Below are 21,946 nucleotides of genomic sequence, written 5' to 3' on the forward strand. Positions count from 1 at the left end.
CGCTTCCGATCGGAGGATTCCTTCATGCTCGCACGTCTTGCCACTGCCCCGAAGATCGCGCTCGCGATCGCCGGCCTTCTCTTCGCCGCGCCTGCCTGGGCGGATCGCGTCGTCACTGACCAGATCGGCCGGCAGGTGCACGTTCCCGACGTGGTGAACCGTGTCGTCATCCTGCAGCACCAGACCCTCAACATCGCCGTGCAGCTCGATGCGATGGACAAGGTCGTTGGCGTGCTCGACGAGTGGAAGAAGCAGCTCGGCGCCAAGTACGTGCGGCTGGTGCCTAACCTTCCCGACCTTGCCATGCCGGGCGGCCTGACCAAGGTAAACATCGAGGAGCTGCTGACGCTGAAGCCCGACGTGGTGTTCGTCACGAACTACGCGCCGGCCGACATGGTCAAGCAGATCGAGGAGGCCGGGCTTGCCGTCGTCGCCATATCGCTGCTCGACGTACCGCCGGAAGAAGCCGTCAAGATGAACCCTGATGTCGCGGACGAACCGGCGGCGATCGATGCAGGGTTTGCGGCCGGCGTGCGGCTGATTGCCGATATCCTCGACCGCGAGGGGAAGGGCGAGGCGATGATCGCGGCCACAAAGAAGGCCCGTGCCCTTGTCGCCGAGCGCCTTGCCGACATTCCCGAGGACAAGCGTGTCCCCGTCTACATGGCCAACCCCGAACTTTCGACCTATGGCCGCGGCAAATACACCGGCCTGATGATGGAGCGCGCCGGCGCCCGCAACGTCGCCAACGAGATCGCCGGCTTCAAGCAGGTGACGATGGAGGATGTGCTCAAATGGAACCCCTCCGTCATCTTCGTGCAGGAGCGCTACCCGGCCGTGGTCGACGAGATCAAGACGGCGGCCTCCTGGCAGACGATCGACGCCGTCAGGAGCGGCCGCATCTATCTGATGCCGCAATATGCCAAGGCGTGGGGGTATCCGATGCCGGAAGCCATGGCGCTCGGCGAACTCTGGATGGCGAAGGAACTCTATCCCGAACGTTTCGCGGATATCGACATGCAGAAGGAAGCGGACGCCTACTACAAGGAATTCTACCGCACGGACTATCGCGCCGGCCAATGAGCGGTGGGGTGACTGCGCGACGGCCGGCCGGGGCAACGGTGGCAGTGCTGCTGATCGTGCTGGCGGTCGCCGCCATCGCCGCGCTCGGCATCGGTCGTTACGACATTCCCTTTGCGCGTGTGATCGCCATTCTGCTGGCGCCGATCAGCCCCCCGGAGGTTCCCGTCACGCCGATGGAGGCGAATGTCGTCTTCACGGTGCGTTTGCCGCGTATTCTCCTCGCCGTGCTGGCGGGGGCGGGGCTCGCCCTGTCCGGGGCGGCACTGCAGGGCGTGTTCCGCAATCCGCTGGTCGGGCCGCAAGTGGTCGGCGTCTCCTCGGGGGCTGCCTTCGGCGGGACGCTCGCGATCCTCTTCAGCCTCCCGCGTTATGGGCTCCTCGCCTCGGCCTTCGCCTTCGGGCTGTCGGCCCTCGTTCTCGTCTACGCCCTCAACGGCATCGTCGCCCGCCGCAACATTCTCGCGCTGGTTCTCGCCGGGGTGGTCGTCACCGGCTTCTTCAGCGCTCTCGTCAGCCTGCTGCAATACCTTGCCGATACCGAGGACAAGCTGCCGGCCATGGTGTTCTGGCTGCTCGGCAGTTTTGCCACCGCGAACCGGGACAAGCTTCTCCTGGTTGCCGCGCCGGTCGTGTTGGGCGGTGTGCTGCTCATCGGCCTTCGCTGGCGCATCAATCTCCTGTCGATGGGCGATGAGGACGCCCGCACCCTCGGTGTTTCCGTCCAGCCGCTGCGCTGGCTGGTGCTCGTTCTGGTCTCGTGCATCGTCGCCGCGCAGGTCGCCGTCAGCGGGGTCATCGGCTGGGTCGGGCTCGTCGTGCCGCATATGGCGCGTTTGCTGGTCGGGCCGGATCATCGTGTCATGATGCCGGCCTCGCTCCTTCTCGGTGCCCTCTATCTCCTCGCGATCGACACGGTCACGCGTACGGCCACGTCGACGGAAATCCCGCTCGGCATCCTGACGGCGCTGATCGGCACGCCAGTCTTTGCTCTGGTGCTGCGGCAGACCCAGAAAGGCGGTCATGGCCTCTGATCTCGTCATGTTGCATCTCGACACGGCTGGTCACTCCTATGACGGCGACCGCTGGCAGTTCCGCGCACTCGATCTCGATCTCCGCGCCGGGGAGATCACCGCGATCCTCGGCCCGAACGGTCGCGGCAAATCCACCCTGCTGCGTGTGCTCGCGGGGCTGCTGACGCCGACCTCCGGCACCGTCGAAACCAATCCGCGAACCGGTGTCGTGCCGCAGGAGTTTTCCGGTGCATTTCCTGATTCCGTACTGGATATCGTGCTGATGGGGCGCGCCCGGCACGTTGCCCTGTTCGGCACGCCGGGTGCGGCGGACGTCGAGAAGGCGATGACGGCGCTGGAGGCGACCGGCATGGCCGGCTATGCGGCGCGCAGCATCGGCTCCCTGTCGGGCGGGGAGCGCCAGCTCGTCCTGATCGCCCGGGCGCTGGCCGGGGAGAACGATGTGCTGCTGCTCGACGAACCCGCCTCCGCGCTCGATTTGAAGAACCAGGACATCGTGCTCTCGCTGCTCGGACGGCTGGCCGACAGCCAGAAACTGGCGATCGCCTTCACGACCCATCAGCCGAACCATGCGACCGCGATCGCCGACAAGGTCCTCCTCATGCTGCCGGAGACACAGACCCTGTTCGGCCCGACCGCGACGGTCATGACGGAAGCGAGCCTCGAGGCGCTCTACGGCGTTCCCGTCCGCGGTGTTCGGCTCGGCGGTGGGGATCGGGAGGAGACCGCTTTCGTACCGCTTTTCCGGCAGAGGGTGCGCAGGAGAAAGCAGGATGACTGAGGGGATCCGCATCCTCGCCGCCGGCAGCCTGCGGCACGCCCTGCCGGACATTGCCGATGCCTTCCGGGAGGCCGCCGGCGTTCCAGTTTCCGTATCGCTGGGGCCGGCCGGGCTGTTGCGCGAACGGATCGAGGCGGGCGAGCCCTTCGACCTCTTTGCCTCCGCCAACATGGCCCATCCGCAGCATCTTGCGTCGACCGGGCTGACGGAGGAAGCGGTCTGTTTTACGCGCAACCGGCTCGTCGTTCTCGCCCGCACCGGCCTCGGGCTGACCGCGGAAAATCTCGTGACGGTGCTTTCGGCCCCTTCGACCCGGATCGGCATATCGACGCCGGGCGACGATCCGTCGGGCGACTATGCGTTCGACATGTTCGATCGTCTGGAGGCCCATCATCGCGGTCTCGGCGAAACGCTCAAGGCCCGGGCCCTGCAACTGGTCGGCGGGCGTCATTCGCCGCCGGGGCGTAGTGCCGCGGGTTTGATCGCCGAGGGCATAGTCGATCTTTTCCTCGGCTATGCATCGAATGCCCGTCTCCACGCAAAGGACCCCGCTTTCGGCATCGTGGCGATCCCGCCCGCCTATGCGCCGGATATCGCCTATGGCCTGGCGCTACGCAAAGGCGCGGCAGAGGACGCCGTCGCCTTTCGGGACTTCCTGTTGTCTGAACCGGCAGAGCGGCTTCTGCTGCGGAACGGGTTCGAAAGCCGTGCCGCCACAGGGCAGCGCCGTCAGCGATGACTTGAGAGCAGGTGGGACAGCCTGCCGGCGGCCGACTTCACGAACGTCGCCATCTCGGTTTCCTCGAAGCGGCTATGCATCCTCGCGCTCATGCCCACGATGCCGACGGTGAGGAACACGTCTCCGTGTTCGAAGGTGACGGGGGCCGCGAGCGCGAAGACGCCCGGGTCGAACTCCATGTCGTTCACGGCATATCTCCGCTGGCGCGCCGCATCCAGTTGCTGCCGGATCTCGGCCCGGTCGACGGTCGTGCCGGCCTGAAACCTAGGGATATCCGCGCTGAGCACGTCCGCGATGAAATCCTCGTTCTGGAATGCCAGCATGGCCTTGCCGCTCGCGGTTGCGTGAAAGGGGAATTCATATCCGGGGTGGATCAGCGAGGATGGCGCTTCCTGCGGGAAGGCAAAGGCCTCCAGTTTGATCTTGCCGGCCACCAGCCGGCAAATGAAAGCCACTTCCTGCAGCTTGTTGGCCAGTTCGGTCAGGAGCGGCGAGGCTATCTTCTCGATCGGGGCATCCCCGAAGCTCAGGTTGAGGAGGCGCCGCAGGCGTGGGCCGGTGAGATAGACCTTCTTGTTCGGCGCCGCCTCGAGATACCCGACATCCAGCAGGGTATTGGTAATGCGGTGGGCCGACGAGACCGGGATTTGCGCCGCGTTGGCGATATCCTGAAGGGTCAGGCCGGACGACGAAAACGCAACGGCGTCCAGGACAGTCGCGATCCGCCGCAGCGGGTTCGATCCCTTTTCAGACCCATTTTCCTTCGTTTTGCTCATTCACTTGATCCATGCTCGCATGTGAGAATTCTGTTGCTCCCTCAGGGTGGTCCGGAAGGAAGATCTTTCCCGGGTTCATCAGCCCCTGTGGGTCCAGTGCCTGTTTGATCGACTTCATGACTGCAAGGCCTGCGCCATGTTCGGCTTCCAGATACGGACGCTTTCCAAGGCCGATGCCGTGTTCGCCGCTGACGGTTCCGCCAAAGCCGAGCGCGCGTGCAACCAGCCTTGCGTGAAGGCGCTCGGCTTCGTCAATCTCTGATTTCGCTGCTGGATCGATCAGGATCGCCAGATGGAAGTTTCCGTCGCCGACATGGCCGACGATCGGGGCGCAGAGCCCGGTGGATGTCAAATCGGCCCGCGTCTCGGCGATACAGGCCGCCAGGTTCGATAGCGGCACGCACACATCCGTCACCATCGCCTTCGCGCCCGGCCGCAGCAGTGGCTCCGCATGGGCCGCACTGTGCCGGGCCTTCCAGATTTCCGCCCGCTCACGGGTCGTCGAAGCCCAGTGAACGGATTTCGCACCGCACTGCCTCACAAGATCCTCGACAGCCTCGGCCGTTCCGTCGAGCGGGCCGACACTCGAATGAAATTCGAGGAACAGAGTGGGGCGGCGCTCATAGTCGAGCCTCTCGTATCTGCACACCGCTTCCAGCGCCAGCTCGTCCATGAATTCGGCTCTCGCCACGGGGTAGCCGAGCTGCATCAGGAGAACGACGAACTCCACCGCCAGCCCTACTTCTTCGAAAACCGCGCGCAGGGCGACGACATGTTCCGGGATGGGATGAAGCCGCAGGGTCAATTTCGTGATGATCCCCAATGTCCCCTCCGAGCCGACGAAGAGTTTTGTCAGATCGTAGCCGGATGACGATTTCCTTGCACGCCCTCCCGTCTGCACGACCGTTCCATCCGCCAGAACGACTTCCAGGCCGATGACGTTGTCGCGCATGGAGCCGTATTTCACGGTCATCGTTCCGGATGCGCGGGTGGCGGCCATGCCGCCGAGGGTCGCATCGGCGCCGGGATCGACGGGAAAGGCAAGGCCGGTGTCCCGGAGAAACGAATTCAGCACCGAGCGGGTGCACCCCGCCTCGACGGTGCAATCCATGTCGGATGCATTCACCGACAGCACGGCGGTCATGCCGGAGAGGTTGATGGAGAGCCCGCCAAAAATGGCGTTGACGCTGCCTTCCATGGCGCTGCCGCTCCCGTAGGGAATGACCGGAACCCCGTATGCTGCACAGATGCGCACGGCATCGACGACATCCTCGGTCGTCGTTGCAAACAGCACGCCATCGGGTGCCGATGCCGGATGCCACCCTTCGTCGTGGCCGTGATGGTCCCTGGTGGCGAGAGCGACAGTGAACCTGGACGCAAACCGCGCGTCCAGTTCGCCGGCGGCAGCCTCGAAATCGACCTTTCTGGCGCGCGCTTCGGGCTTCATCGAAGATACTCGGCATCCTGCCTGACGAGGATGACCGTCGGGCGGTCGGCAGAAAGGGCGCCGCGAATCGCATCTTCGATCTCTTCCAGCGATCGGGGCGTCGCCGTGCGGCAGCCGAAGGCGTCGGCAAGGGCCACGAAATCGGGGTTCAGCGGGCGGACGCTCACTTCCGGGATATTTCTTGCCCGCATGAAATCGGCGATCTCGCCGAGGCCGTCATTGTCCCAGAGAACGATCGGCAGGGGGAGTTTTTGTTCGACCGCGGTCGCGAGCTCCTGAACGGTGAAGAGAAGGCCGCCATCGCCGACAAGCGCGAGACAGGCGCGTCCGGGCGATCCGGCGGCGCCGCCGATCGACGCGGGCAGGGCGTATCCCAGCGTTCCATACCCGACTGGAAAGTGCCATGTGCCGGGAACGTCGACGGGGAAATAGACGCATCCCGTGTAGGCGATCTGCGTCATGTCGGCGTAGACCAGTGCATCCGGGGGAAGTGCATTCCTGATGGCGTCGAGCACGGCGACGTGCTGGCGCTCCAGCGGCGATATCTCCTGCCGGACCTGTTGCCGGATGGTCTCGAAATCCAAATCCCAGGTCGAGGAGAGGGGCTGCCGGCTCATCTCATCGGCAAGCGCCGCAGCGGCAAGCCCCGCATCCGAAACGATTGCCGCGTCGGGCGTGTAGTCCCTGACCGTTGCCGCGGGATCGATGTCGATCCGGACGAACCTTCCGGAAATGGCGAGGCGGGTCGTGTCCGTGCGCGCCGGCCCATCGGAAGCCGCCTCGCTGTCTGCGGTGACATAGAGGTCCGGCTCCGAGATCTCGGTGCCGATCGCGATCACAAGATCGGCCTCGAGCTCGACAAGCCTGCGGATTCTTGCCCTCTGGAGCGTGGATCCCAGCGAAAGGGGATGCGATTCCGCAACCACGCCCTTGCCGGCGACCGTGGTGACGATGGGTGCCTGCAGGCTTTCCACGAGGCGCGTCAGGGCGGCCCCCGCGTTGCGGCAGCCGCCGCCGGCCAGGACAATCGGCCGTTTCGCCGCGCGCAACAGGTCTGCCGCTGCCTTTACGTCCTCGGGGTTCGGGCCGGGCTGGCGGGGAAGGAATGTTCGGACTGGGCGCGGCGCAACGTCCTCGTCGAGAATGTCGAGGGGGATCGAGATGTGAACCGGGCGCGGCCGTTCCGTCCGGAACGATGTCATCGCCCTCGCCAGATGCTCGCTGATCTGCCGGCCCGTCAACGCCGTGGCGCTGAAGCCGGTGATCGGCGCGGTCACGGCCTGCTGGTTGGTGATCTCGTGCAGCATGCCGCGCCCGAGGCCCATGTCGTCGCGGGCGATCGCACTCGTTACCGCCAGAACGGGAATGGAATCGGAATAGGCTTGCCCGATCGGCGTGGCGGCATTGGTGACCCCCGGGCCGCTGATGATGAGGCAGACACCGGGCTTTCCGGTGGCACGGGCATAGCCGTCGGCCATGAAGCCGGCGCCCTGTTCGTGTCGTGCGCCGATATGGCGGATCGTGCTTTTTGCCAGGGGGTCGAAGAAGGCCAGGGTGTGCACGCCGGGCATGCCGAAGACCGTATCGATGCCGTATCCCTCGAGCTGTGCGACGAGTTCTCTTCCGCCGGTATTTTTCATGGATCCTCCAATTCCGTTTTTCGGAAGCAATTTCTGTTATACTGAATATGCTGTTGACAAGGTTCCGGCAACCCCCTACTCATTCTGAAAAATGAAAATAACTTCCGTAATTCGGAATTTTATCAACAAAGAGTGGGAACTCGGAACATGAAACGATTTTTGACGTCCGTCGCCGCCATCGCCATTGCCGCCGGTGGCCTTTCCGTGCCGGTGTTTGCCGCGGAGGCGATCACCGTCGTCTCCTGGGGTGGCGCCTATACCGAAGCCCAGAAGAAGGCGTTCTACGAGCCCTTCACCAAGGCAACCGGGATCGCCGTCAACTCCGTCGATTACAATGGCGGCCTCGGCCAGATCAAAGCGCAGGTCGAAGCCAGGAACGTCACCTGGGACGTGGTTGTCGGGGAGAAGGCGCTTGCGGAAACGGGCTGCTTCGACAACATCCTCGAAAAGCAGGATGCCGGGGGGCTTCCGGCCGCCACGGACGGCACGGCGGCCAGCGAGGATTTCGTCGAGGGGACGCTCAGCGACTGCGGTATCGGTTCGGTGATCTGGTCGACATCCATGGCCTACAACACGTCGAAGCTGGCCGATGGCCCGAAAACCATCGCGGACTTCTTTGATCTGGAGAAGTTTCCCGGCAAACGGGGTCTGCGCAAATCGGCGGATGTGAATCTCGAATGGGCCTTGCTGGCGGATGGCGTGCCGGCTTCCGATGTCTACAAGGTTCTGGAGACCAAGGAGGGGGTCGACCGCGCCTTCGCGAAACTCGATACGATCAAGTCCGCCGTTGTCTGGTGGGAGGCGGGCTCGCAACCGCCGCAGCTTCTGGCGGATGGCGAGGTCGTCATGACCTCCGCCTACAGCAGCCGTATCTTCAACGCCATCAACGATGAAAAGCAACCGTTCACCATCGTCTGGGACGGGCAGGTCTGGGACAGGGATGTCTGGATGATCCCGAAGGGAACACCGAACCTCGAGGCTGCAACGAAATTCGTCCATTTCGTCAGCGAGACCACGCAGCAGGCCGCAATCACGAATTCCAGCTCCTACGGGCCTGTCCGCAAATCCGCCATCGCCCTGATCGGCAAGAACGACAAGACCGGCGTCGAGATGAAGGACTTCGTCCCGACCGCGCATCTCGAAAACGCCATCGAGTCCGATAGCGAGTTCTGGTCGACCTACCGCGACGAGCTGTTTGCCCGGTTCAATTCGTGGCTGGCTAAGTAGCCGTCCCTTCAACCTGCGAGATTTTACCTGCTGGCAGCCGTGGCTGCCGGCAGCCGGTGAACGATTGGGTGGAGACAGGACGTTGGCGTCAGTCAATTTTGCGAACGTTAGCAAGACCTACGATGGCACTGTATCGGTGGTCGACAATCTGAATCTCGATGTGCGGGAAGGGGAGTTCCTGAGCATGCTCGGGCCTTCCGGCTCCGGCAAGACGACATGCCTGATGATGCTTGCCGGTTTCGAGACCGCGACGTCCGGCGAAATCTTCCTCGACGGCCGGCCCATCAACCGGGTGGCTCCCCAGCGCCGAAACATCGGCATGGTGTTCCAGAATTACGCTCTGTTCCCACATATGACGGTTGCGGAAAACCTCGCCTTTCCCCTGCAGGTCCGGAACATTTCCAAGGCCGATACGGCCGAGAAGGTGAAGCGGGCGCTGGACATGGTCGAACTGCCGTATCTCGGCAACCGCCGGCCGGCACAGCTTTCGGGCGGCCAGCAGCAGCGTGTCGCGGTCGCGCGCGCCCTCGTCTTCGATCCGAAACTCGTGCTGATGGACGAGCCGCTCGGCGCGCTCGACAAGCAGCTGCGCGAGCAGATGCAATACGAGATCAAGCGCATCCACGAGCGGCTCGGCGTCACCATCGTCTATGTCACCCACGACCAGGCCGAAGCCCTGACGATGTCGGATACGATCGCGGTGTTCAATTTCGGCAAGATCCAGCAGCTGGCGAAGCCGGACGCGGTGTACGAGACGCCAAGCAACAGCTTCGTGGCCCAGTTCATCGGCGAGAACAATGTCCTGCCTGGAACCGTGACGGAGCGGGACGGGGACGTGTGCCGGGTCAGGATCGACAACGGCGACGTCCTCAGTGCGCTTGCCGTTACAAAGGCTGCGGTCGGTGGGGCGACCCTGCTTTCCCTTCGGCCCGAACGCATCGTCGTCGAACCGGCGACAGTGGGGCCTGGGCAAACTGTGGTGGGCGGGGAGGTGGTCGATCAGGTCTATGTCGGCGACCACTCGCGCATCCAGGTGCGTGTGTTCGGCAAACACGAATTCGTGGTGAAGGTTCAGAACGCCTCGCTCCGGCGGACCTTCAGGAAGGGCGAACCCATCCGGCTTGGCTGGCAGGTCGGCGACTGCCGGGCTCTCGACGAGGCATCCGGCCGCGGTCGGGAGGCGGCGCGATGAGGGGAAGCACCGCCACCGCGGGATGGCCGGCTCCGGAGCCTGCTGTTCTGCCCGCCACCTCGGTCATGAAGCAGCACCGACGCTCGAAGAGACAAGCCCAGTTGCGGGCGCTGGCCCTCGTTGCGCCACTCTGCATTTTTCTCCTGGTCATGTTCGCGTGGCCGCTGGCAACCATGTTGCAGCGGGCCGTCAGCAATGATGAATTCGGGGCGGTTCTGCACCGTACCTCCCTTTCGCTTGCGGAATGGGACGGCAACGGCACGCCTCCGGAAAATGTCTACGCGGATCTCGCCGCCGATCTCAGGCAGGCGAACGACGAGCAAAAGCTGGGGCAGGTCACGTCGGCGCTCAATTTCGACTGGGCAGGGGCCCGGCCGCTGGTGATGCGGACGGTCAGGGAACTGTCGTCCGAGCCCGCGAACGGCTGGAAGCAAACGCTTGTCGCGGCGGCCCCGGACTGGGGAAATCCCGGGCTTTGGGCACTCATCAAGCGCTTGAGCCAGCCGTACACGTCGCGGCATTTCCTTGCGGCACTCGACCTGCAGCATGCTGCCGACGGCTCGGTCGAGCGCGTCGATGCGAACATGGCGATCTACCAGACGCTCTTCCTGCGCACGCTCTGGGTCAGCGCCGCCGTGGCGGGTCTCTGCCTCGTGCTGGGCTATCCCGTCGCCGCGCTGCTGGCAAGGCTGCCGCTGAAGACATCCAACCTGCTGATGATGCTCGTCCTCCTGCCGTTCTGGACGTCTCTGCTCGTCCGCACGACGTCCTGGATCGTCCTTCTTCAGGGGCAGGGTGTGATCAACGACATCCTCGTCTTCGTCGGCGTGGTGAACGACGCGAACCGGCTGCCGCTCATCTTCAACGTCACGGGCACGCTCATCGCCATGACGCATGTGCTGCTGCCGTTCATGATCCTCCCGCTCTACAGCGTGATGAAATCGATACCGCCGTCCTATGTCCGGGCTGCGCTCTCGCTCGGTGCATCGCCTGTCACCGCCTTCCGCAGGGTCTATCTCCCGCAAACCGTTCCCGGTGTTCTTGCCGGTTCCCTTCTCGTCTTCGTGCTCGCCGTTGGCTACTACATCACGCCGGCACTCGTCGGCGGGCAGAGCGGCCAGCTCATTTCCAATGTCATCGCCTATCATATGCAGCAGTCGCTGAACTGGGGTCTTGCTGCTGCCCTTGGTTCGATCCTGCTGGTGGGTGTTCTCCTCGTTTACTGGCTGTTCAACCGCCTCACCGGCGGCAACGGCCTCAGGATGGGTTAGGAGCTGACCATGGCGCTTCCCGCACATACTTCCGTCGCCGGCCGCATCGCCCATTACAGCTATCTGGCGTTCTGCGGCCTCGTTCTTCTCTTTCTCATCGCCCCGATCCTGGTGATCATTCCGCTGTCGTTCAACGCCGCGCCCTACTTCACCTTCTCGCGCGACATGCTTCAGCTCGATCCGTCGGCGTTTTCGCTGCGGTGGTATCGGGACATCATCCAGAACGGAATGAACGATCCGAATGCGCCATTCGGCTGGGGCTATCTGGTCGACAGCTGGAACAATGCACAGTGGATCCATTCGCTGAAGAACAGCTTCGTCATCGCCGTCGCGACGACGCTTCTGTCGATGCTGCTCGGCACGCTGGCGGCATTGGGGCTGACGAGCCCGAACATGCCGGCGCGTGGCCTCGTCATGAGTGCGCTCATCTCGCCGATGGTCGTTCCGCTCGTGATCACCTCCGCCGGCATGTATTTCGTCTTCTCCCAGCTGGGGCTGACGGGCACGTTCGCAGGCCTCATCATCGCTCACACCGTTCTGGGCACGCCCTTCGTCCTGATCACCGTCGCCGCGACCCTCGAAGGTTTCGACCGCAACCTGATCAGGGCCGGGCTCAGCCTCGGCGCCTCTCCGGTCCGCGTGTTTTTCAAGGTCATCGTGCCGCTGATCCTGCCCGGCGTGATCTCGGGCGGCGTCTTTGCCTTCGCGACGTCCTTCGACGAGGTCGTGACGGTCATCTTCCTCGCCGATTACGACCAGCGCACTGTTCCGAGACAGATGTGGGCCGGCATCCGGGAGCAGATCAGCCCCACGATCCTGGCGATGGCGACCATCCTCGTTTTCCTCTCTCTCGGTCTTCTTACGGCGGTCGAACTGCTCAGACGGCGATCGGACCGGATGCGCGGCGTCGCCGCCTGATCCAGCACAATCTCAAACAACAAAATTCAGGAGACAGCCATGCTTGACAAGAGCGACTTCCAACCCGTCGATGCGGCCGTAACGCCGCGCTTTTCCGACGTCGCGACGTTCCTGCGGACGCGGCGCCACGACATCGTGCGCGGCATCGATATCGGACTGTGCGGCGTTCCCTTCGATCTCGGCCTGAACTATCGCTCCGGTCCCCGTCAGGGACCCGCCGGTGTGCGCGAGGCTTCGCGCATCATCCGCCGTATCCACCCCGTGACGGGCGTTCGCCCGTATGACCTGTGCACCGTCGCCGATATCGGCGACGCGCCGATCAATCCCTTGAACAAGGACGCGTCGATCGATCAGATCCAGGCGTATTTCCAGGAGGTCAAGGACGCCGGCATCCGGCCCATTGCCATCGGCGGCGACCACACCATCCCGACGCCGATCCTGCGTGCGCTTGCCTCCGACCGGCCGGTCGGCATCCTGCATATCGACGCCCATGCCGACGTCATGGACACGATGTGCGGCACGAAGGTGAACCACGCCACGTTCATGCGCCGCGCCTATGAGGAGAACCTCATCGATCCCCGGCGCGTCGTGCAGCTCGGCCTGCGCGGCAGCCGGTTCGGCGATGACGATGTCCAGTTCGGCTATGACAAGGGGTACAACATCATCACCCTCGACGAGTACGAGGAGATGGGGCGCGCCGCGGTGATCGAGAAGATCAACAGCGTTCTCGGCGATGGCCCCTTCTACATCTCCCTCGATATCGACAGCATCGACCCTGCCTATGCGCCGGGCACCGCCGTGCCGGAAATCGGTGGCCTTCTGCCCCGCGACCTCCAGGTGATCATCCGCTCGCTACAGGGCAAGGACCTCGTCGGCGCCGACATCAGCGAAGTCGCTCCGGTTTACGATCCGACCGGCATCACCTGCGTCACGGCCGCGAACATGATGTTCGAGATGCTGTGCGTGATGGCGAAGGCGGTCGAGAAGGCCAGGTAACCGGATGGACACCGCCAGGACCAACCCGGACATCGCCGGGAAGACCAACGGCCGCCGGACCGAAAGGGGTGTGACGAGAATGACGAACGACATGATCCTTGCAGCAATAGACGGGTGCCTTGACGCCGACAAAATGGTCGCGGCGTGCCAGGAGGTCGTCCGGACGCCCAGCCTCTCCTTCGAGGAAGGTGCCGTGGCGGCAATCTATGCCAGGCATCTGCGGGAGCTCGGCTTCGATACCGTCGAAACCGATGCGAACGGCAATGTGATCGCGCTGCTGCGCGGTGCAGGCAATGGACCGTCCCTGATGGTCAACGGCCATATCGATCATGTCCCGACAGGGGAGATGAAGGACCCTTTCAGCGGCGCGCTGGTCGATGCGTGCCGTTGGGGCGAGGAGGGGACCGCGATTTACGGCCGCGGTACCTGCGACATGAAATGCAACGTCATGGCAAGCGCCTATGCGATCGCGGCGATCAAAAAGGCCGGGGTGAGACTTTGCGGCGATGTGGTTTTCGTCGCCGATGTGGGGGAGGAAGTGGATTCGCCGCTGGGTGTGCCATCGGTCATCGCCCGGGGTGTGCGCACGGATTTCGGACTGAACACCGAATCCAGCCGTGGCCGCGTTCACATCGGTCATCGCGGCAAGATCGATGTGGAGATCACGGTCCACGGCCGCACCTCCCATGCGTCGGAACCCGGCAATGGCGTCAATGCGGTGTTCGAAGCCGCTCCGTTCCTTGACGAACTGCAACGCTATGCGGCGGCCATGAAGGGCGACGCCGTTCTCGGACCGGCCACGGTGACGTTGATTTCCATGAAATCCTCGCCGGACAACGGGACGGCGGTGGTGCCCGACCGCTGTATCATCCGGGTCGACAGGCGATATGTACGCGGCGAGACGGCCGAAAGCTGCGAGCGGGAGCTTCGCGACATTCTCGAGCGGATCGCTTCCGGCAATGCGGGCTTCACCTACGACCTTGCCGTCATCGTGCACTACCCCTTGATGTGGGTCGATCCGGAAAGCCCGGTCGTCTCGGCTGCGCTTCGTGCACGGGAAGCCATGACCGGACGGCCCGACACGGTCGCCTCCTGGCGGTTTGGCGTCAACGGCACGTTCATGTGCGCGGCGGGCATCCCGACGGTCGGCCTCGGGCCCGGCAATGAAAAATGGGCACACACGCCCGACGAACACATCCTGGTTGCGGATCTCGTCGAAGCCTGCGGCATCTGGAGCCGCATGATCGTCGATCTGTGCGGGGTCGCTTCGGCGGACTGACGCGACCAAATCACTCATTCATTTCTACATGGAGGCTCTCATGAGCAGACTTCTTCAAACCGGTCTCAACGCGGGCAAGGACCCGGTCATCAAGGTCGTCGATGGCGAGGGCGTATATTTCATCCTGGCGGACGGTCGGCGCCTGATCGACGGGAGCAACACCGGCGGGCCACTCGGCCACAAGCATCCGGCGATGGTCGAGGCGATGGTCAAGGCGGCATCCAACCCCGTCATCAACGAAGGCTGGTTCTGGGCCGAGCGTGAGGCGGCTGCCGAGGATCTGATCGACATCGCCTTCGGCGAGGAGAAGAGCTGGGTGGGCGCCGTCCGCTTCTTCCTGTCGGGAAGCGAAGCGAACGATCTCGCGCTGACCTTTTCCCAGGCGCTTACCGGCCGAACGGAGCTGGCGACCCGCGAGCGCGCGTATCACGGCATGGCAGGGCTTGCCCGGCAGATGACCGTGCAGCCGCACTGGCACGGTGGCCTTGCCATCCAGGGCGGCGGCAGCAAGCCGGTTCCCGCGCAGGTCCCCGTGCGGATCATCCCCGGCCCGGTCAATGCCAGATATGGCGGTGTTTCCGACAACCGGCCGCTCGCCGATCGCATGGCGGGCACCGAGGAGGCACTCTCTTCTGTCGCCGCCACGATCATCGACTACACGCAGGGCGGCACCTACTACGACGCGGACTATCAGGACTATGTGGCGAGGGCCGCACGCAAGGCCGGATCCCTCTGGATCGCCGACGAGGTCGTTACCGGTCTTGGCCGCAGTGGTCGCTGGTTCGCTTTCCAGGGCGGCGAGACCCGCCCGGATATCGTCACATTGGGCAAGTGCCTTGCCGGCGGTTCTGCTCCTGCCGGTGCGGTCGTCATGTCGAAGGACATCGTCGATGAGATGAAGGACAAGAGCTGGCAGACCTACAGCACCTTCCGGGCACATCCCAGTGCGGTTGCCGCGATCCGTGCCTACCTTTCTGTCATGAAGGACGGTGACATCATCCGCCGCGTCAAGGCGCTGGAAGGGCGAATGCAGCAGGGGCTAGTGGATATCGCACGGCGGCATCCGAGCGTTGCGCGGGTCGACGGATTTGGCCTGCATTGGACCGTCGAACTCCACGGCCCCGACTGGCGCGACTGGTATGCCGACACGGCTGTGTCCCCCGTCGCGTCACGTGTGGCGGCCCGGGCAATCGAGGCGGGGGCGATCATCGGTACCAGCGGCGAACAGACGTCCCTTTTCCTTGCGCCGTCGTTCATCATCTCGGATGCTGAACTCGATACGCTGCTGGCGGCTCTCGACCATGGTCTGAACCTGGCGGATGCCGAATTCGAACGCGGCGCAGCTTGAAAAGAGGAAGATATCGACATGACTGACAATTCTGCGGCTGAAGGCATCCATGCAGCGGTCCAGGCATATCTGGACGCACTGTATTTCGGTGATGTGGAGGGGTTCCGCTCGGTCTTTCATCCCCGCGCGCAGCTCTATTCCGCGACGGAGGGGAAGCTCGTGAACCTGGATGTCGATGCCTATCTCGATCTGGTGGCCAATCGGCCGTCTCCTGAAGGGAAGGGCGATGTGCGCCAGGACGAGATCCTCTCGATCACGGTTTCCAGCCCAACGACCGCGCATGCCCGCGTGAAGGACGTCTACCTGCCGAAGAGGTTCGTTGACGAGCTGACTTTCGTCCTCATCGACGGCAAGTGGCAGATCGTCGCGAAAGTCTGGCATTTCGAGATCTGACCGGTCTGTCGTTTCCTCTGTACGGGGGAGCGCCTTGTTTCGGGGCGGAGGTTTCTCGGGGAGTGGAAGGCGGGAATGTCGTGAGATCGGATGGTGCGGCGTTGATCGGGGTCTATGGGGCTGCCTTGCTGGCGGTGTTGTTGTGGGGCGCCTCGCCGGTCGGCACCAAACTCGCGCTCGGCGAAGTTTCACCACTCGGCGTGATGGCGATCCGCACGGTTGCGGGTGGTCTCGTTGGGCTGGTGCTTGCCCTCTTGCTTGGCATCAGACTTCCGCCGACGAACCGGGAGGTCGCCCAGGTCGCGCTTGCGGGATTTTGCGGCATGGTCGCCTTTCCAACGCTTTTTTCCTGGGGAATGCAGTCAACGTCCGCCACGCACGGCGCGATGATCCTTGCATGCATGCCGGTGACGACATCGGCGATCGCCTATGCGTCGGAAGGGCGATTGCCGTCCGGTCTCTGGTGGATCGGATGTGCCGTGGCCCTCGGCGGAGAAAGCCTGCTGGTGTTTGGGCGCGGGGGCGCCACGGATGGCGACGCGACGCTGGGTGGCGATCTGCTTGTCCTCTCGTCGACGCTGTTCGCCTGCGCGGGATATGTCATCGGCGGGAACCTGCAGAAGCGTGGGTATCCGGCGCGCGCGATCACCTTCTGGGGGGCGGGCCTGTCGGCCTGCCTCCTTCTGCCGCTGACACCCTGGCTGCTCGGACCGGTCGATCCCACCCTGTGGAAGACGGCAACCTGGATGGCGTTGGCCTATCTCGCCTTCGGCGTCACCATCCTCGGCTATGTTCTCTGGTATTGGGCACTTGGCCAGGGCGGCGTCGGCCGCATGAGCCTCATGCAGTTTCTTCAGCCCGTATCCGGATTGACGCTGTCTGCCGCCCTGCTGGGCGATCGGATCGGCTTTTCCGTGATCATTGCCTCCGCCCTCATCGTCGCCGGAACCTTTGTCGCGACCATCGGGTCGCGGTCGGGTTGAGGGCGCCGAGATCGATGAAGAAAGGGCTGGGTCCCATGCGAAAACGATCCTCTGCCATCCGCACGGTTCGTGTCGCGGCGGAGGTCTTCGGGAGTGTGACGACGGAAAATGCCCGGGTGAACTCAGCGGGTGATGCGTTTGCCAGAGGCGCCGCGAGGGGAGAAGGTATTGATGGAACTGTCTCAAAACACAGATACGCTTGACGGGAGCTTGCGGTTTTCGGCGCATACGAGGGCAATCGCCAGCGAAGGGGCGGCCGGCTGGGTCATCGCCGATGCCGCGGCGGATGCGTTGGACCGCGGAGAGGATGTGGTCAGTCTTTGTCTCGGCGACACCTCCTTCGACACGCCCGTCAGGATTACCGATGCCGCGATCCGAAGCCTTCGGGCGGGGCGGACGCACTATGCACCGGTTCCGGGGACGCCGGAGCTTCGCAGGAACGTCGCCCGTGCCCAAAACCGTTTCGACCGTCAGGATTGGTCGGCCGATCAGGTGACGGTTTTCGCCGGCGCCCAGAACGCGCTTTTCGCCGCCGTGATGACCGTCGCGGGGGCGGGGGACGAGGTGCTCTACCTGGAGCCCTGGTATGCGACCTACGAGGCAACCATCCGTGCCGGTGGCGCCGTGGCACGCCCGGTCAAACTATCCATGGGCGCCGGCGGCGCACGGCTTTCGAAGGAATCGATCCTGGCCCAGGTGACGGAGCGGACCCGGGCGATCCTCCTCAATTCTCCCAACAATCCCGGCGGTTACGTGCTCGATCGCACCGAATTCGAAACCGTCGCCTCCGTTGCGGAACGGCACAACCTGTGGATCATCAGCGACGAGGTCTACCGGAATGCCGTCTTCGACGGTGCGTTCCTTTCCGCCGCGTCGCTGCCGGGGATCCGGGAGCGCACGATCATCGTGAACAGCCTGTCGAAATCCCATGCGATGACAGGCTGGCGCGTGGGGTGGACGCTGGCCCCATCCTCGGCCGCCGCCCATCTCCACAACATGGCCCAATGCATGCTGTTCGGCTCGCCGACCTTCGTCCAGGATGCGGCGGCGGTCGCGCTGGAAGAGGCGGGCGATGAGGAAATGTTGTTTTTCTCCAACGAACTGCGCCGCCGTCGCGACCTCATGAGTGCCGAACTTTCGCGGCTGCCGCAGCTGCGTTTCGTCCGGCCTACGGGCGGAATGTTCTGTTTCGTCGATGTCTCTGCGACCGGGCTTTCGGGCACGCAATTTGCCGAACGCCTGTTCGCTGCGGAAGGCCTCGCTGTCGTGCCCGGCGTCGCATTCGGGCCCAACATGCACAGCTTCATTCGCCTCTCCTTTTCCGGAGCAGAGGACCTGATTGCGAAGGGGCTGGGGCGTCTTCGTCGTTTTTGTGAGGCGCTTTGAGAATGCGGGATTCCGTCCGGATTTGCGTGGAATCCAGGCCCGAGGACTGCTTGACCTCGGCCTCTCGCGGAGAACGTCAATCCGACGTGCCGAATCTGCGCAGCAGACCTGCGGTCGCGGAGAACAGAACGATCAGCGCGCCGTAGCCCAGCGTCGTCGCCGTCAGCCCGAACATGCCGACGGCGATGCCGGCGAGCAGGGTGGGGAGGCCGAAGGCGAGATAGCTCAGCGTGAACAGTGCGGCGAAGAGCTCACCGCGCTCGTCCGGCCGCACGACCGGGACGATCGACCGCAGCACGCCGTAGAAGCAGGTCCCGAAACCCGTTCCGGCGATCACCAGAGCCACAAGATAGGCGGGCAGCGACTGCCAGCCGATCGCCGCAAGCGTCAGCGCCGTTCCGATCGAAAGCGCCGAGGTTCCGTAAAGCGTGACCCGCCGTGAGGAATGTCCGCGTGCGATGTAGCAGGCAACCGCGCCGGCGGCGCAGAGCAGCACGATCACGCTCGCCTGCGTCACATGATCCTTCGCGCCGAAGACGTGCCGGACGATCGGTGCGCCGAGCGAGAGATAGAGCCCGCCCGTTGCCCAGCCCGCGATAACGGCGGGGGCGCTCCGCCAGAACGCCCTGGCGGCGGCGGCGGGTATGCCGACCCGCGGGCGAAGCGAGGCCCAGACACCTTCATGCCGTGGCGCGGTCTCCGGGATGAGCCAGATCGCAGCGGCAAACAGCGCATAGGCGACGACCAGCGTGCCAAACACATCCGCCTCCGCCATGTCCGTCGCATCCATCAGAATGCCGGCCGCAAGAGCCCCCACGGCGAGCCCGCCCAGCGGAATAACCGAGTTCCAGACCGCGGCGCTGCCCGGCCTGTCCCTCGGTTCGAGATCGACCACGGTTGCTGATAGCGCGGAGAGCAACAGTCCCGCCGCGATGCCCTGCAAGGCGCGCGCCAGGATCAATCCGCCCACGTCGCCCGCCTGCCAGAACAGCAGCAGGCTCAGCGCCATCAGCGCAAAGCCGCCGGAGATCACCGGCCGCCGGCCGACATGGTCGGACAGCGATCCCGTGACGAGCAGCGAGGCCAGCAGCGCGACGGTATAAACGGCGAAGATGCCGGTCAGCGTGGCCGCCGAAAAGCCGATCTCCTGCTGCAGCAGCGGATAAAACGGCGAGGGCGCGCTGGCGCCGGCCATCATCACCGCCATGCCGGCAAGCGTGATGCGGAAGCCGGTTCGGCTGCGTAGCGGCGTGAAGAGCGTCGCATCTGTCACGGGGCACCTGATTGTTCGAATAATTTCGAACCAATATCTACTATCATTTCCATCATGGTTCAACTAAATTCGAACCATGGCGCCCGAGATACCAGAACTCCCGCATCCCGCCCGCAAGGATATGCGGTTGACCGACGTGCTCTTCGCGTTGAGTGATCCCGAGCGGCTGGCCATCGTGCGCCAGCTCGCCGACGGCCCGCTCGAGATGGCCCAATGTCATCTTTCCGACCCCTCGATGCCGAAGTCGACCAAGTCGCATCTGATGAAAGTGCTGCGCGAGGCCGGTATCATCCGCAATGAGCCATTGGGCCGCGGCCGCCGCCTCAGCCTCCGGCACGACGACCTGGAGGCGCGGTTTCCGGGATTGATCGGTTCGGTGCTGTCCGCCTCCGCCGAGACGTAGCTGACTGTCCGGGACGGCCGCGCGAGACCCTCACGGTGTCCTGGTTCAGCGCAAACGCTCAGGGATTGCGGAGAATGCCCCTCAGGATCGTTTCGGTGATGGTGGTGGCTGCCTTTTCGTAGTCCTCGGCTTTCAGGCGCGACTTCTTCAGGGCGTCGGCGGCGACGGGTTCGAAGTCCGCGTAGAACTGCGTCGATGCCCACAGCATGACGAAGAGGTGGCGGGGATCGACCGGCAGCATCTTGCCGGCGGCAATCCAGCCCTCGACGACGGCCACATGCGCATCCGTGATCTGGCGCATGTGGTCGCGATCCTTCTTCTTCAGGAACCGCGCGCCCTGGATGATCTCGCTGGCGAAGAGGCGGGATTCCGCGATGTTCTTGCGCGTGTATTCGAGCTTTGCCTTGATGTAGAGCCGGAAGGCCTCCGCGGGCTCGCGTTCGGGCGAGATGTATTTCAGCGCATCGTCCCAGCTGGCGATGAGATGCGCGATGATCGCGGTGTAGATCTCCTCCTTGGAGGAGAAGTAGTAGTAGACATTGGCCTTTGGCAGGCCTGAAGCCTCCGCGATCTCGGCGATGCGCGTGCCGTCGAAGCCCTTGCGCGCGAAGATTTCGATCCCCGCCTTGATGATGAGGCGCATGTTGCGCTCGCGGATGCGCTCCTCGGGATCTTTAGCTGACCTTGCCATGTCGTTCCGCCTCCATCTCGCCGTCGCTTCGTACCAGGCAATCGTGCGTGGTGGCGGGATCGTCCGCGCAATTGCCGCGTTTTCCGGCGAAATGCAAGCGTTTCGATCTTTGCCAAAAGCTGACGTGTTTGTCAGGAAAAATTGACCGAGTCGTCATTTTTTGTCTTTTGGAAAGTTGACACTTTGGTCAAGTTTTGTCTAGTCTTCCCTTCAGTGGACGGAAGGGGAGGCCGGGATGTCGATGCGGTTGAGGGAGGCGATGGCGCAGACGCTTGCCGGCTGGGAAGGCGACCTGCCGCAGCTCTGGCGTGCCGCACTCGGCTCCGTCGGCGCGGATTTCGATCGTGTCGGCGGCGATCTCGAGCTGGAGGCGTGGGAGCCGATCTTTCCGGCCCGCCGTGGCAAGGTTTTTCCCGGCCAGCCGCCGGGGGCGCATATGCTCGCGGCCTTTGACGGCATTGCGCCGCGGGATGTGCGCTGCCTGATCCTCGGGCAGGATCCCTATCCTGAACCCGGTTTTGCAACGGGCCGCGCTTTCGAGGCCGGCAATCTTGCTGGCTGGGGTGAGCTGGACAAGATGTTCTCGAAGAGCATCCGCGCCTATATGCAGCTCATCGCGGCCGCGCGCCTCGGCGATGAAAGCCTCGCACGGGATTTCGGCCGATGGCCGGATGTGCGCCATCTGCTGTGTGATCCGGCGGGGGTGTTCGAGGCACCCAGCCTGATTGCCGACCGCTGGGTGAGGGAGGGTGTCCTCCTGCTCAACGCATCGCTGACGCTCTCCCGTTTTCGCGTCGATATCGATCCGCACCAGTCGCGCGGGCATCTGCCCTTCTGGCGGCCGTTGATGCTGCGCGTGGTCGAAACGCTTCTGGCGCGGGACGCGCCCGTCGTCTTCCTGGGTTTCGGCGCGGCTGCCGCCGATATCTTTGCCGCGGCCGGTGTCGGTGAGGGGCGTGAGGGCCATGTCTCCTATGTCCAGCGCGCGCATCCCGCTTTTGCCGATGATGTGCTGGGCCGGGAAAATCCGTTCCTTCTGTGCAATTCCTACCTGGAGGCGATGGGCGGCCAGCCTGTCGCATGGTGATC

The 21,946-nt window shown here is 64.0% G+C and carries 21 protein-coding genes; 16 read left to right on the forward strand and 5 right to left on the reverse strand.

The window, feature by feature from the left end:
* Positions 1 to 24 precede the first annotated feature (24 nt).
* Genes P9A16_RS05350 through P9A16_RS05365 form a run of 4 tightly spaced genes read left to right on the forward strand, consistent with a single transcriptional unit; the run spans position 25 to position 3,634 of the window.
* Complete coding sequence (locus P9A16_RS05350; protein ID WP_023511855.1) at positions 25 to 1,083, forward strand: ABC transporter substrate-binding protein; 1,059 nt, start codon at positions 25 to 27, stop codon at positions 1,081 to 1,083.
* Entirely contained in the window at positions 1,080 to 2,114 is a 1,035-nt protein-coding gene (locus tag P9A16_RS05355) for a FecCD family ABC transporter permease (RefSeq protein ID WP_443021624.1), read from the forward strand. Before P9A16_RS05350 ends, P9A16_RS05355 begins: the two co-directional genes overlap by 4 nt.
* Positions 2,104 to 2,895 (forward strand): ABC transporter ATP-binding protein, encoded by a 792-nt coding sequence (locus tag P9A16_RS05360; protein WP_278025569.1) that lies wholly within the window; start codon positions 2,104 to 2,106, stop codon positions 2,893 to 2,895. The genes P9A16_RS05355 and P9A16_RS05360 overlap by 11 nt, the downstream gene beginning before the upstream one ends.
* Positions 2,888 to 3,634 (forward strand): molybdate ABC transporter substrate-binding protein, encoded by a 747-nt coding sequence (locus P9A16_RS05365; RefSeq protein WP_023511858.1) that lies wholly within the window; start codon positions 2,888 to 2,890, stop codon positions 3,632 to 3,634. The genes P9A16_RS05360 and P9A16_RS05365 overlap by 8 nt, the downstream gene beginning before the upstream one ends.
* On the opposite strand, the gene P9A16_RS05370 is transcribed toward P9A16_RS05365, so the two are convergent.
* From P9A16_RS05370 to P9A16_RS05380, 3 genes are read right to left on the reverse strand one after another with little or no spacing between them, the layout of a single operon-like run.
* Entirely contained in the window at positions 3,625 to 4,410 is a 786-nt protein-coding gene (locus P9A16_RS05370) for an IclR family transcriptional regulator (RefSeq protein ID WP_024270600.1), read from the reverse strand. The genes P9A16_RS05365 and P9A16_RS05370 overlap by 10 nt on opposite strands.
* Positions 4,382 to 5,857, reverse strand: coding sequence for an FAD-binding oxidoreductase (locus tag P9A16_RS05375; RefSeq protein WP_024270601.1), 1,476 nt, complete (start codon positions 5,855 to 5,857; stop codon positions 4,382 to 4,384). The genes P9A16_RS05370 and P9A16_RS05375 overlap by 29 nt, the downstream gene beginning before the upstream one ends.
* On the reverse strand, positions 5,854 to 7,497 hold the full coding sequence (locus tag P9A16_RS05380; protein WP_023516602.1) for a 5-guanidino-2-oxopentanoate decarboxylase: 1,644 nt from the start codon (positions 7,495 to 7,497) through the stop codon (positions 5,854 to 5,856). The genes P9A16_RS05375 and P9A16_RS05380 overlap by 4 nt, the downstream gene beginning before the upstream one ends.
* Positions 7,498 to 7,644: 147 nt before the next feature.
* Here P9A16_RS05380 and P9A16_RS05385 point away from each other — a divergent pair, with 147 nt between their 5' ends.
* The 10 genes from P9A16_RS05385 (at position 7,645) to P9A16_RS05430 (ending at position 18,490) form a co-directional block, all read left to right on the forward strand.
* On the forward strand, positions 7,645 to 8,724 hold the full coding sequence (locus P9A16_RS05385; protein WP_024270602.1) for an ABC transporter substrate-binding protein: 1,080 nt from the start codon (positions 7,645 to 7,647) through the stop codon (positions 8,722 to 8,724).
* 82 nt (positions 8,725 to 8,806) lie between these two features.
* Positions 8,807 to 9,916: an ABC transporter ATP-binding protein gene (locus tag P9A16_RS05390; protein WP_024270603.1), complete on the forward strand. Its 1,110-nt coding sequence runs from the start codon at positions 8,807 to 8,809 to the stop codon at positions 9,914 to 9,916.
* Complete coding sequence (locus tag P9A16_RS05395) at positions 9,913 to 11,187, forward strand: ABC transporter permease (RefSeq protein WP_023512243.1); 1,275 nt, start codon at positions 9,913 to 9,915, stop codon at positions 11,185 to 11,187. The genes P9A16_RS05390 and P9A16_RS05395 overlap by 4 nt, the downstream gene beginning before the upstream one ends.
* 9 nt (positions 11,188 to 11,196) lie before the next feature.
* Entirely contained in the window at positions 11,197 to 12,105 is a 909-nt protein-coding gene (locus tag P9A16_RS05400; RefSeq protein ID WP_023512242.1) for an ABC transporter permease, read from the forward strand.
* Positions 12,106 to 12,144: 39 nt separating this feature from the next.
* Entirely contained in the window at positions 12,145 to 13,101 is a 957-nt protein-coding gene (speB, locus tag P9A16_RS05405; protein ID WP_023512241.1) for an agmatinase, read from the forward strand.
* A gap of 79 nt (positions 13,102 to 13,180) precedes the next feature.
* Positions 13,181 to 14,380 (forward strand): M20 family metallopeptidase, encoded by a 1,200-nt coding sequence (locus tag P9A16_RS05410; RefSeq protein WP_197032897.1) that lies wholly within the window; start codon positions 13,181 to 13,183, stop codon positions 14,378 to 14,380.
* A gap of 40 nt (positions 14,381 to 14,420) precedes the next feature.
* Positions 14,421 to 15,728, forward strand: a complete 1,308-nt coding sequence (locus P9A16_RS05415) for an aminotransferase class III-fold pyridoxal phosphate-dependent enzyme (protein ID WP_023512239.1) — start codon at positions 14,421 to 14,423, stop codon at positions 15,726 to 15,728.
* Between the two features lie 18 nt (positions 15,729 to 15,746).
* A complete protein-coding gene (locus P9A16_RS05420) occupies positions 15,747 to 16,121 on the forward strand; it encodes a nuclear transport factor 2 family protein (protein WP_023512238.1) in 375 nt (124 codons plus the stop codon).
* An 80-nt stretch (positions 16,122 to 16,201) separates the two neighbouring features.
* Positions 16,202 to 17,104, forward strand: a complete 903-nt coding sequence (locus tag P9A16_RS05425) for a DMT family transporter (protein ID WP_023512237.1) — start codon at positions 16,202 to 16,204, stop codon at positions 17,102 to 17,104.
* 171 nt (positions 17,105 to 17,275) lie between these two features.
* Entirely contained in the window at positions 17,276 to 18,490 is a 1,215-nt protein-coding gene (locus tag P9A16_RS05430; protein WP_023512236.1) for a pyridoxal phosphate-dependent aminotransferase, read from the forward strand.
* Between the two features lie 76 nt (positions 18,491 to 18,566).
* Here the strand turns inward: P9A16_RS05430 and P9A16_RS05435 are convergent, their stop codons facing one another.
* Entirely contained in the window at positions 18,567 to 19,763 is a 1,197-nt protein-coding gene (locus P9A16_RS05435) for an MFS transporter (protein ID WP_023512235.1), read from the reverse strand.
* Positions 19,764 to 19,890: 127 nt separating this feature from the next.
* On the opposite strand from P9A16_RS05435, the gene P9A16_RS05440 reads away from it, so the two are divergent.
* Positions 19,891 to 20,166 (forward strand): ArsR/SmtB family transcription factor, encoded by a 276-nt coding sequence (locus P9A16_RS05440; RefSeq protein ID WP_371260042.1) that lies wholly within the window; start codon positions 19,891 to 19,893, stop codon positions 20,164 to 20,166.
* A 58-nt stretch (positions 20,167 to 20,224) separates the two neighbouring features.
* Here P9A16_RS05440 and P9A16_RS05445 read toward each other — a convergent pair whose 3' ends face one another.
* Entirely contained in the window at positions 20,225 to 20,857 is a 633-nt protein-coding gene (locus tag P9A16_RS05445) for a TetR family transcriptional regulator C-terminal domain-containing protein (RefSeq protein ID WP_023512233.1), read from the reverse strand.
* Positions 20,858 to 21,116: 259 nt separating this feature from the next.
* On the opposite strand from P9A16_RS05445, the gene P9A16_RS05450 reads away from it, so the two are divergent.
* Positions 21,117 to 21,944 carry a uracil-DNA glycosylase gene (locus P9A16_RS05450; RefSeq protein WP_037407164.1) on the forward strand — a complete coding sequence of 276 codons (828 nt, stop codon included), beginning with the start codon at positions 21,117 to 21,119 and terminating at the stop codon, positions 21,942 to 21,944.
* Positions 21,945 to 21,946 lie beyond the last annotated feature (2 nt).

Origin of the sequence: Shinella sp. 838 (assembly GCF_029623935.1) — a bacterium.
In the GTDB taxonomy this organism is placed as follows: Bacteria; Pseudomonadota; Alphaproteobacteria; order Rhizobiales; family Rhizobiaceae; genus Shinella.

Bases quoted from the DNA above. Each gene is read 5' to 3' on its own strand.
- P9A16_RS05400 (WP_023512242.1), top strand. From the start codon at position 11,197: ATGGCGCTTCCCGCACATACTTCCGTCGCCGGCCGCATCGCCCATTAC.
- speB (WP_023512241.1), top strand. From the start codon at position 12,145: ATGCTTGACAAGAGCGACTTCCAACCCGTCGATGCGGCCGTAACGCCG.
- P9A16_RS05360 (WP_278025569.1), top strand. From the start codon at position 2,104: ATGGCCTCTGATCTCGTCATGTTGCATCTCGACACGGCTGGTCACTCC.
- P9A16_RS05450 (WP_037407164.1), top strand. From the start codon at position 21,117: ATGGCGCAGACGCTTGCCGGCTGGGAAGGCGACCTGCCGCAGCTCTGG.
- P9A16_RS05350 (WP_023511855.1), top strand. From the start codon at position 25: ATGCTCGCACGTCTTGCCACTGCCCCGAAGATCGCGCTCGCGATCGCC.
- P9A16_RS05410 (WP_197032897.1), top strand. From the start codon at position 13,181: ATGACGAACGACATGATCCTTGCAGCAATAGACGGGTGCCTTGACGCC.
- P9A16_RS05355 (WP_443021624.1), top strand. From the start codon at position 1,080: ATGAGCGGTGGGGTGACTGCGCGACGGCCGGCCGGGGCAACGGTGGCA.
- P9A16_RS05415 (WP_023512239.1), top strand. From the start codon at position 14,421: ATGAGCAGACTTCTTCAAACCGGTCTCAACGCGGGCAAGGACCCGGTC.
- P9A16_RS05365 (WP_023511858.1), top strand. From the start codon at position 2,888: ATGACTGAGGGGATCCGCATCCTCGCCGCCGGCAGCCTGCGGCACGCC.
- P9A16_RS05375 (WP_024270601.1), bottom strand. From the start codon at position 5,857: ATGAAGCCCGAAGCGCGCGCCAGAAAGGTCGATTTCGAGGCTGCCGCC.
- P9A16_RS05395 (WP_023512243.1), top strand. From the start codon at position 9,913: ATGAGGGGAAGCACCGCCACCGCGGGATGGCCGGCTCCGGAGCCTGCT.
- P9A16_RS05370 (WP_024270600.1), bottom strand. From the start codon at position 4,410: ATGAGCAAAACGAAGGAAAATGGGTCTGAAAAGGGATCGAACCCGCTG.
- P9A16_RS05445 (WP_023512233.1), bottom strand. From the start codon at position 20,857: ATGGCAAGGTCAGCTAAAGATCCCGAGGAGCGCATCCGCGAGCGCAAC.
- P9A16_RS05380 (WP_023516602.1), bottom strand. From the start codon at position 7,497: ATGAAAAATACCGGCGGAAGAGAACTCGTCGCACAGCTCGAGGGATAC.
- P9A16_RS05385 (WP_024270602.1), top strand. From the start codon at position 7,645: ATGAAACGATTTTTGACGTCCGTCGCCGCCATCGCCATTGCCGCCGGT.
- P9A16_RS05430 (WP_023512236.1), top strand. From the start codon at position 17,276: ATGGAACTGTCTCAAAACACAGATACGCTTGACGGGAGCTTGCGGTTT.
- P9A16_RS05420 (WP_023512238.1), top strand. From the start codon at position 15,747: ATGACTGACAATTCTGCGGCTGAAGGCATCCATGCAGCGGTCCAGGCA.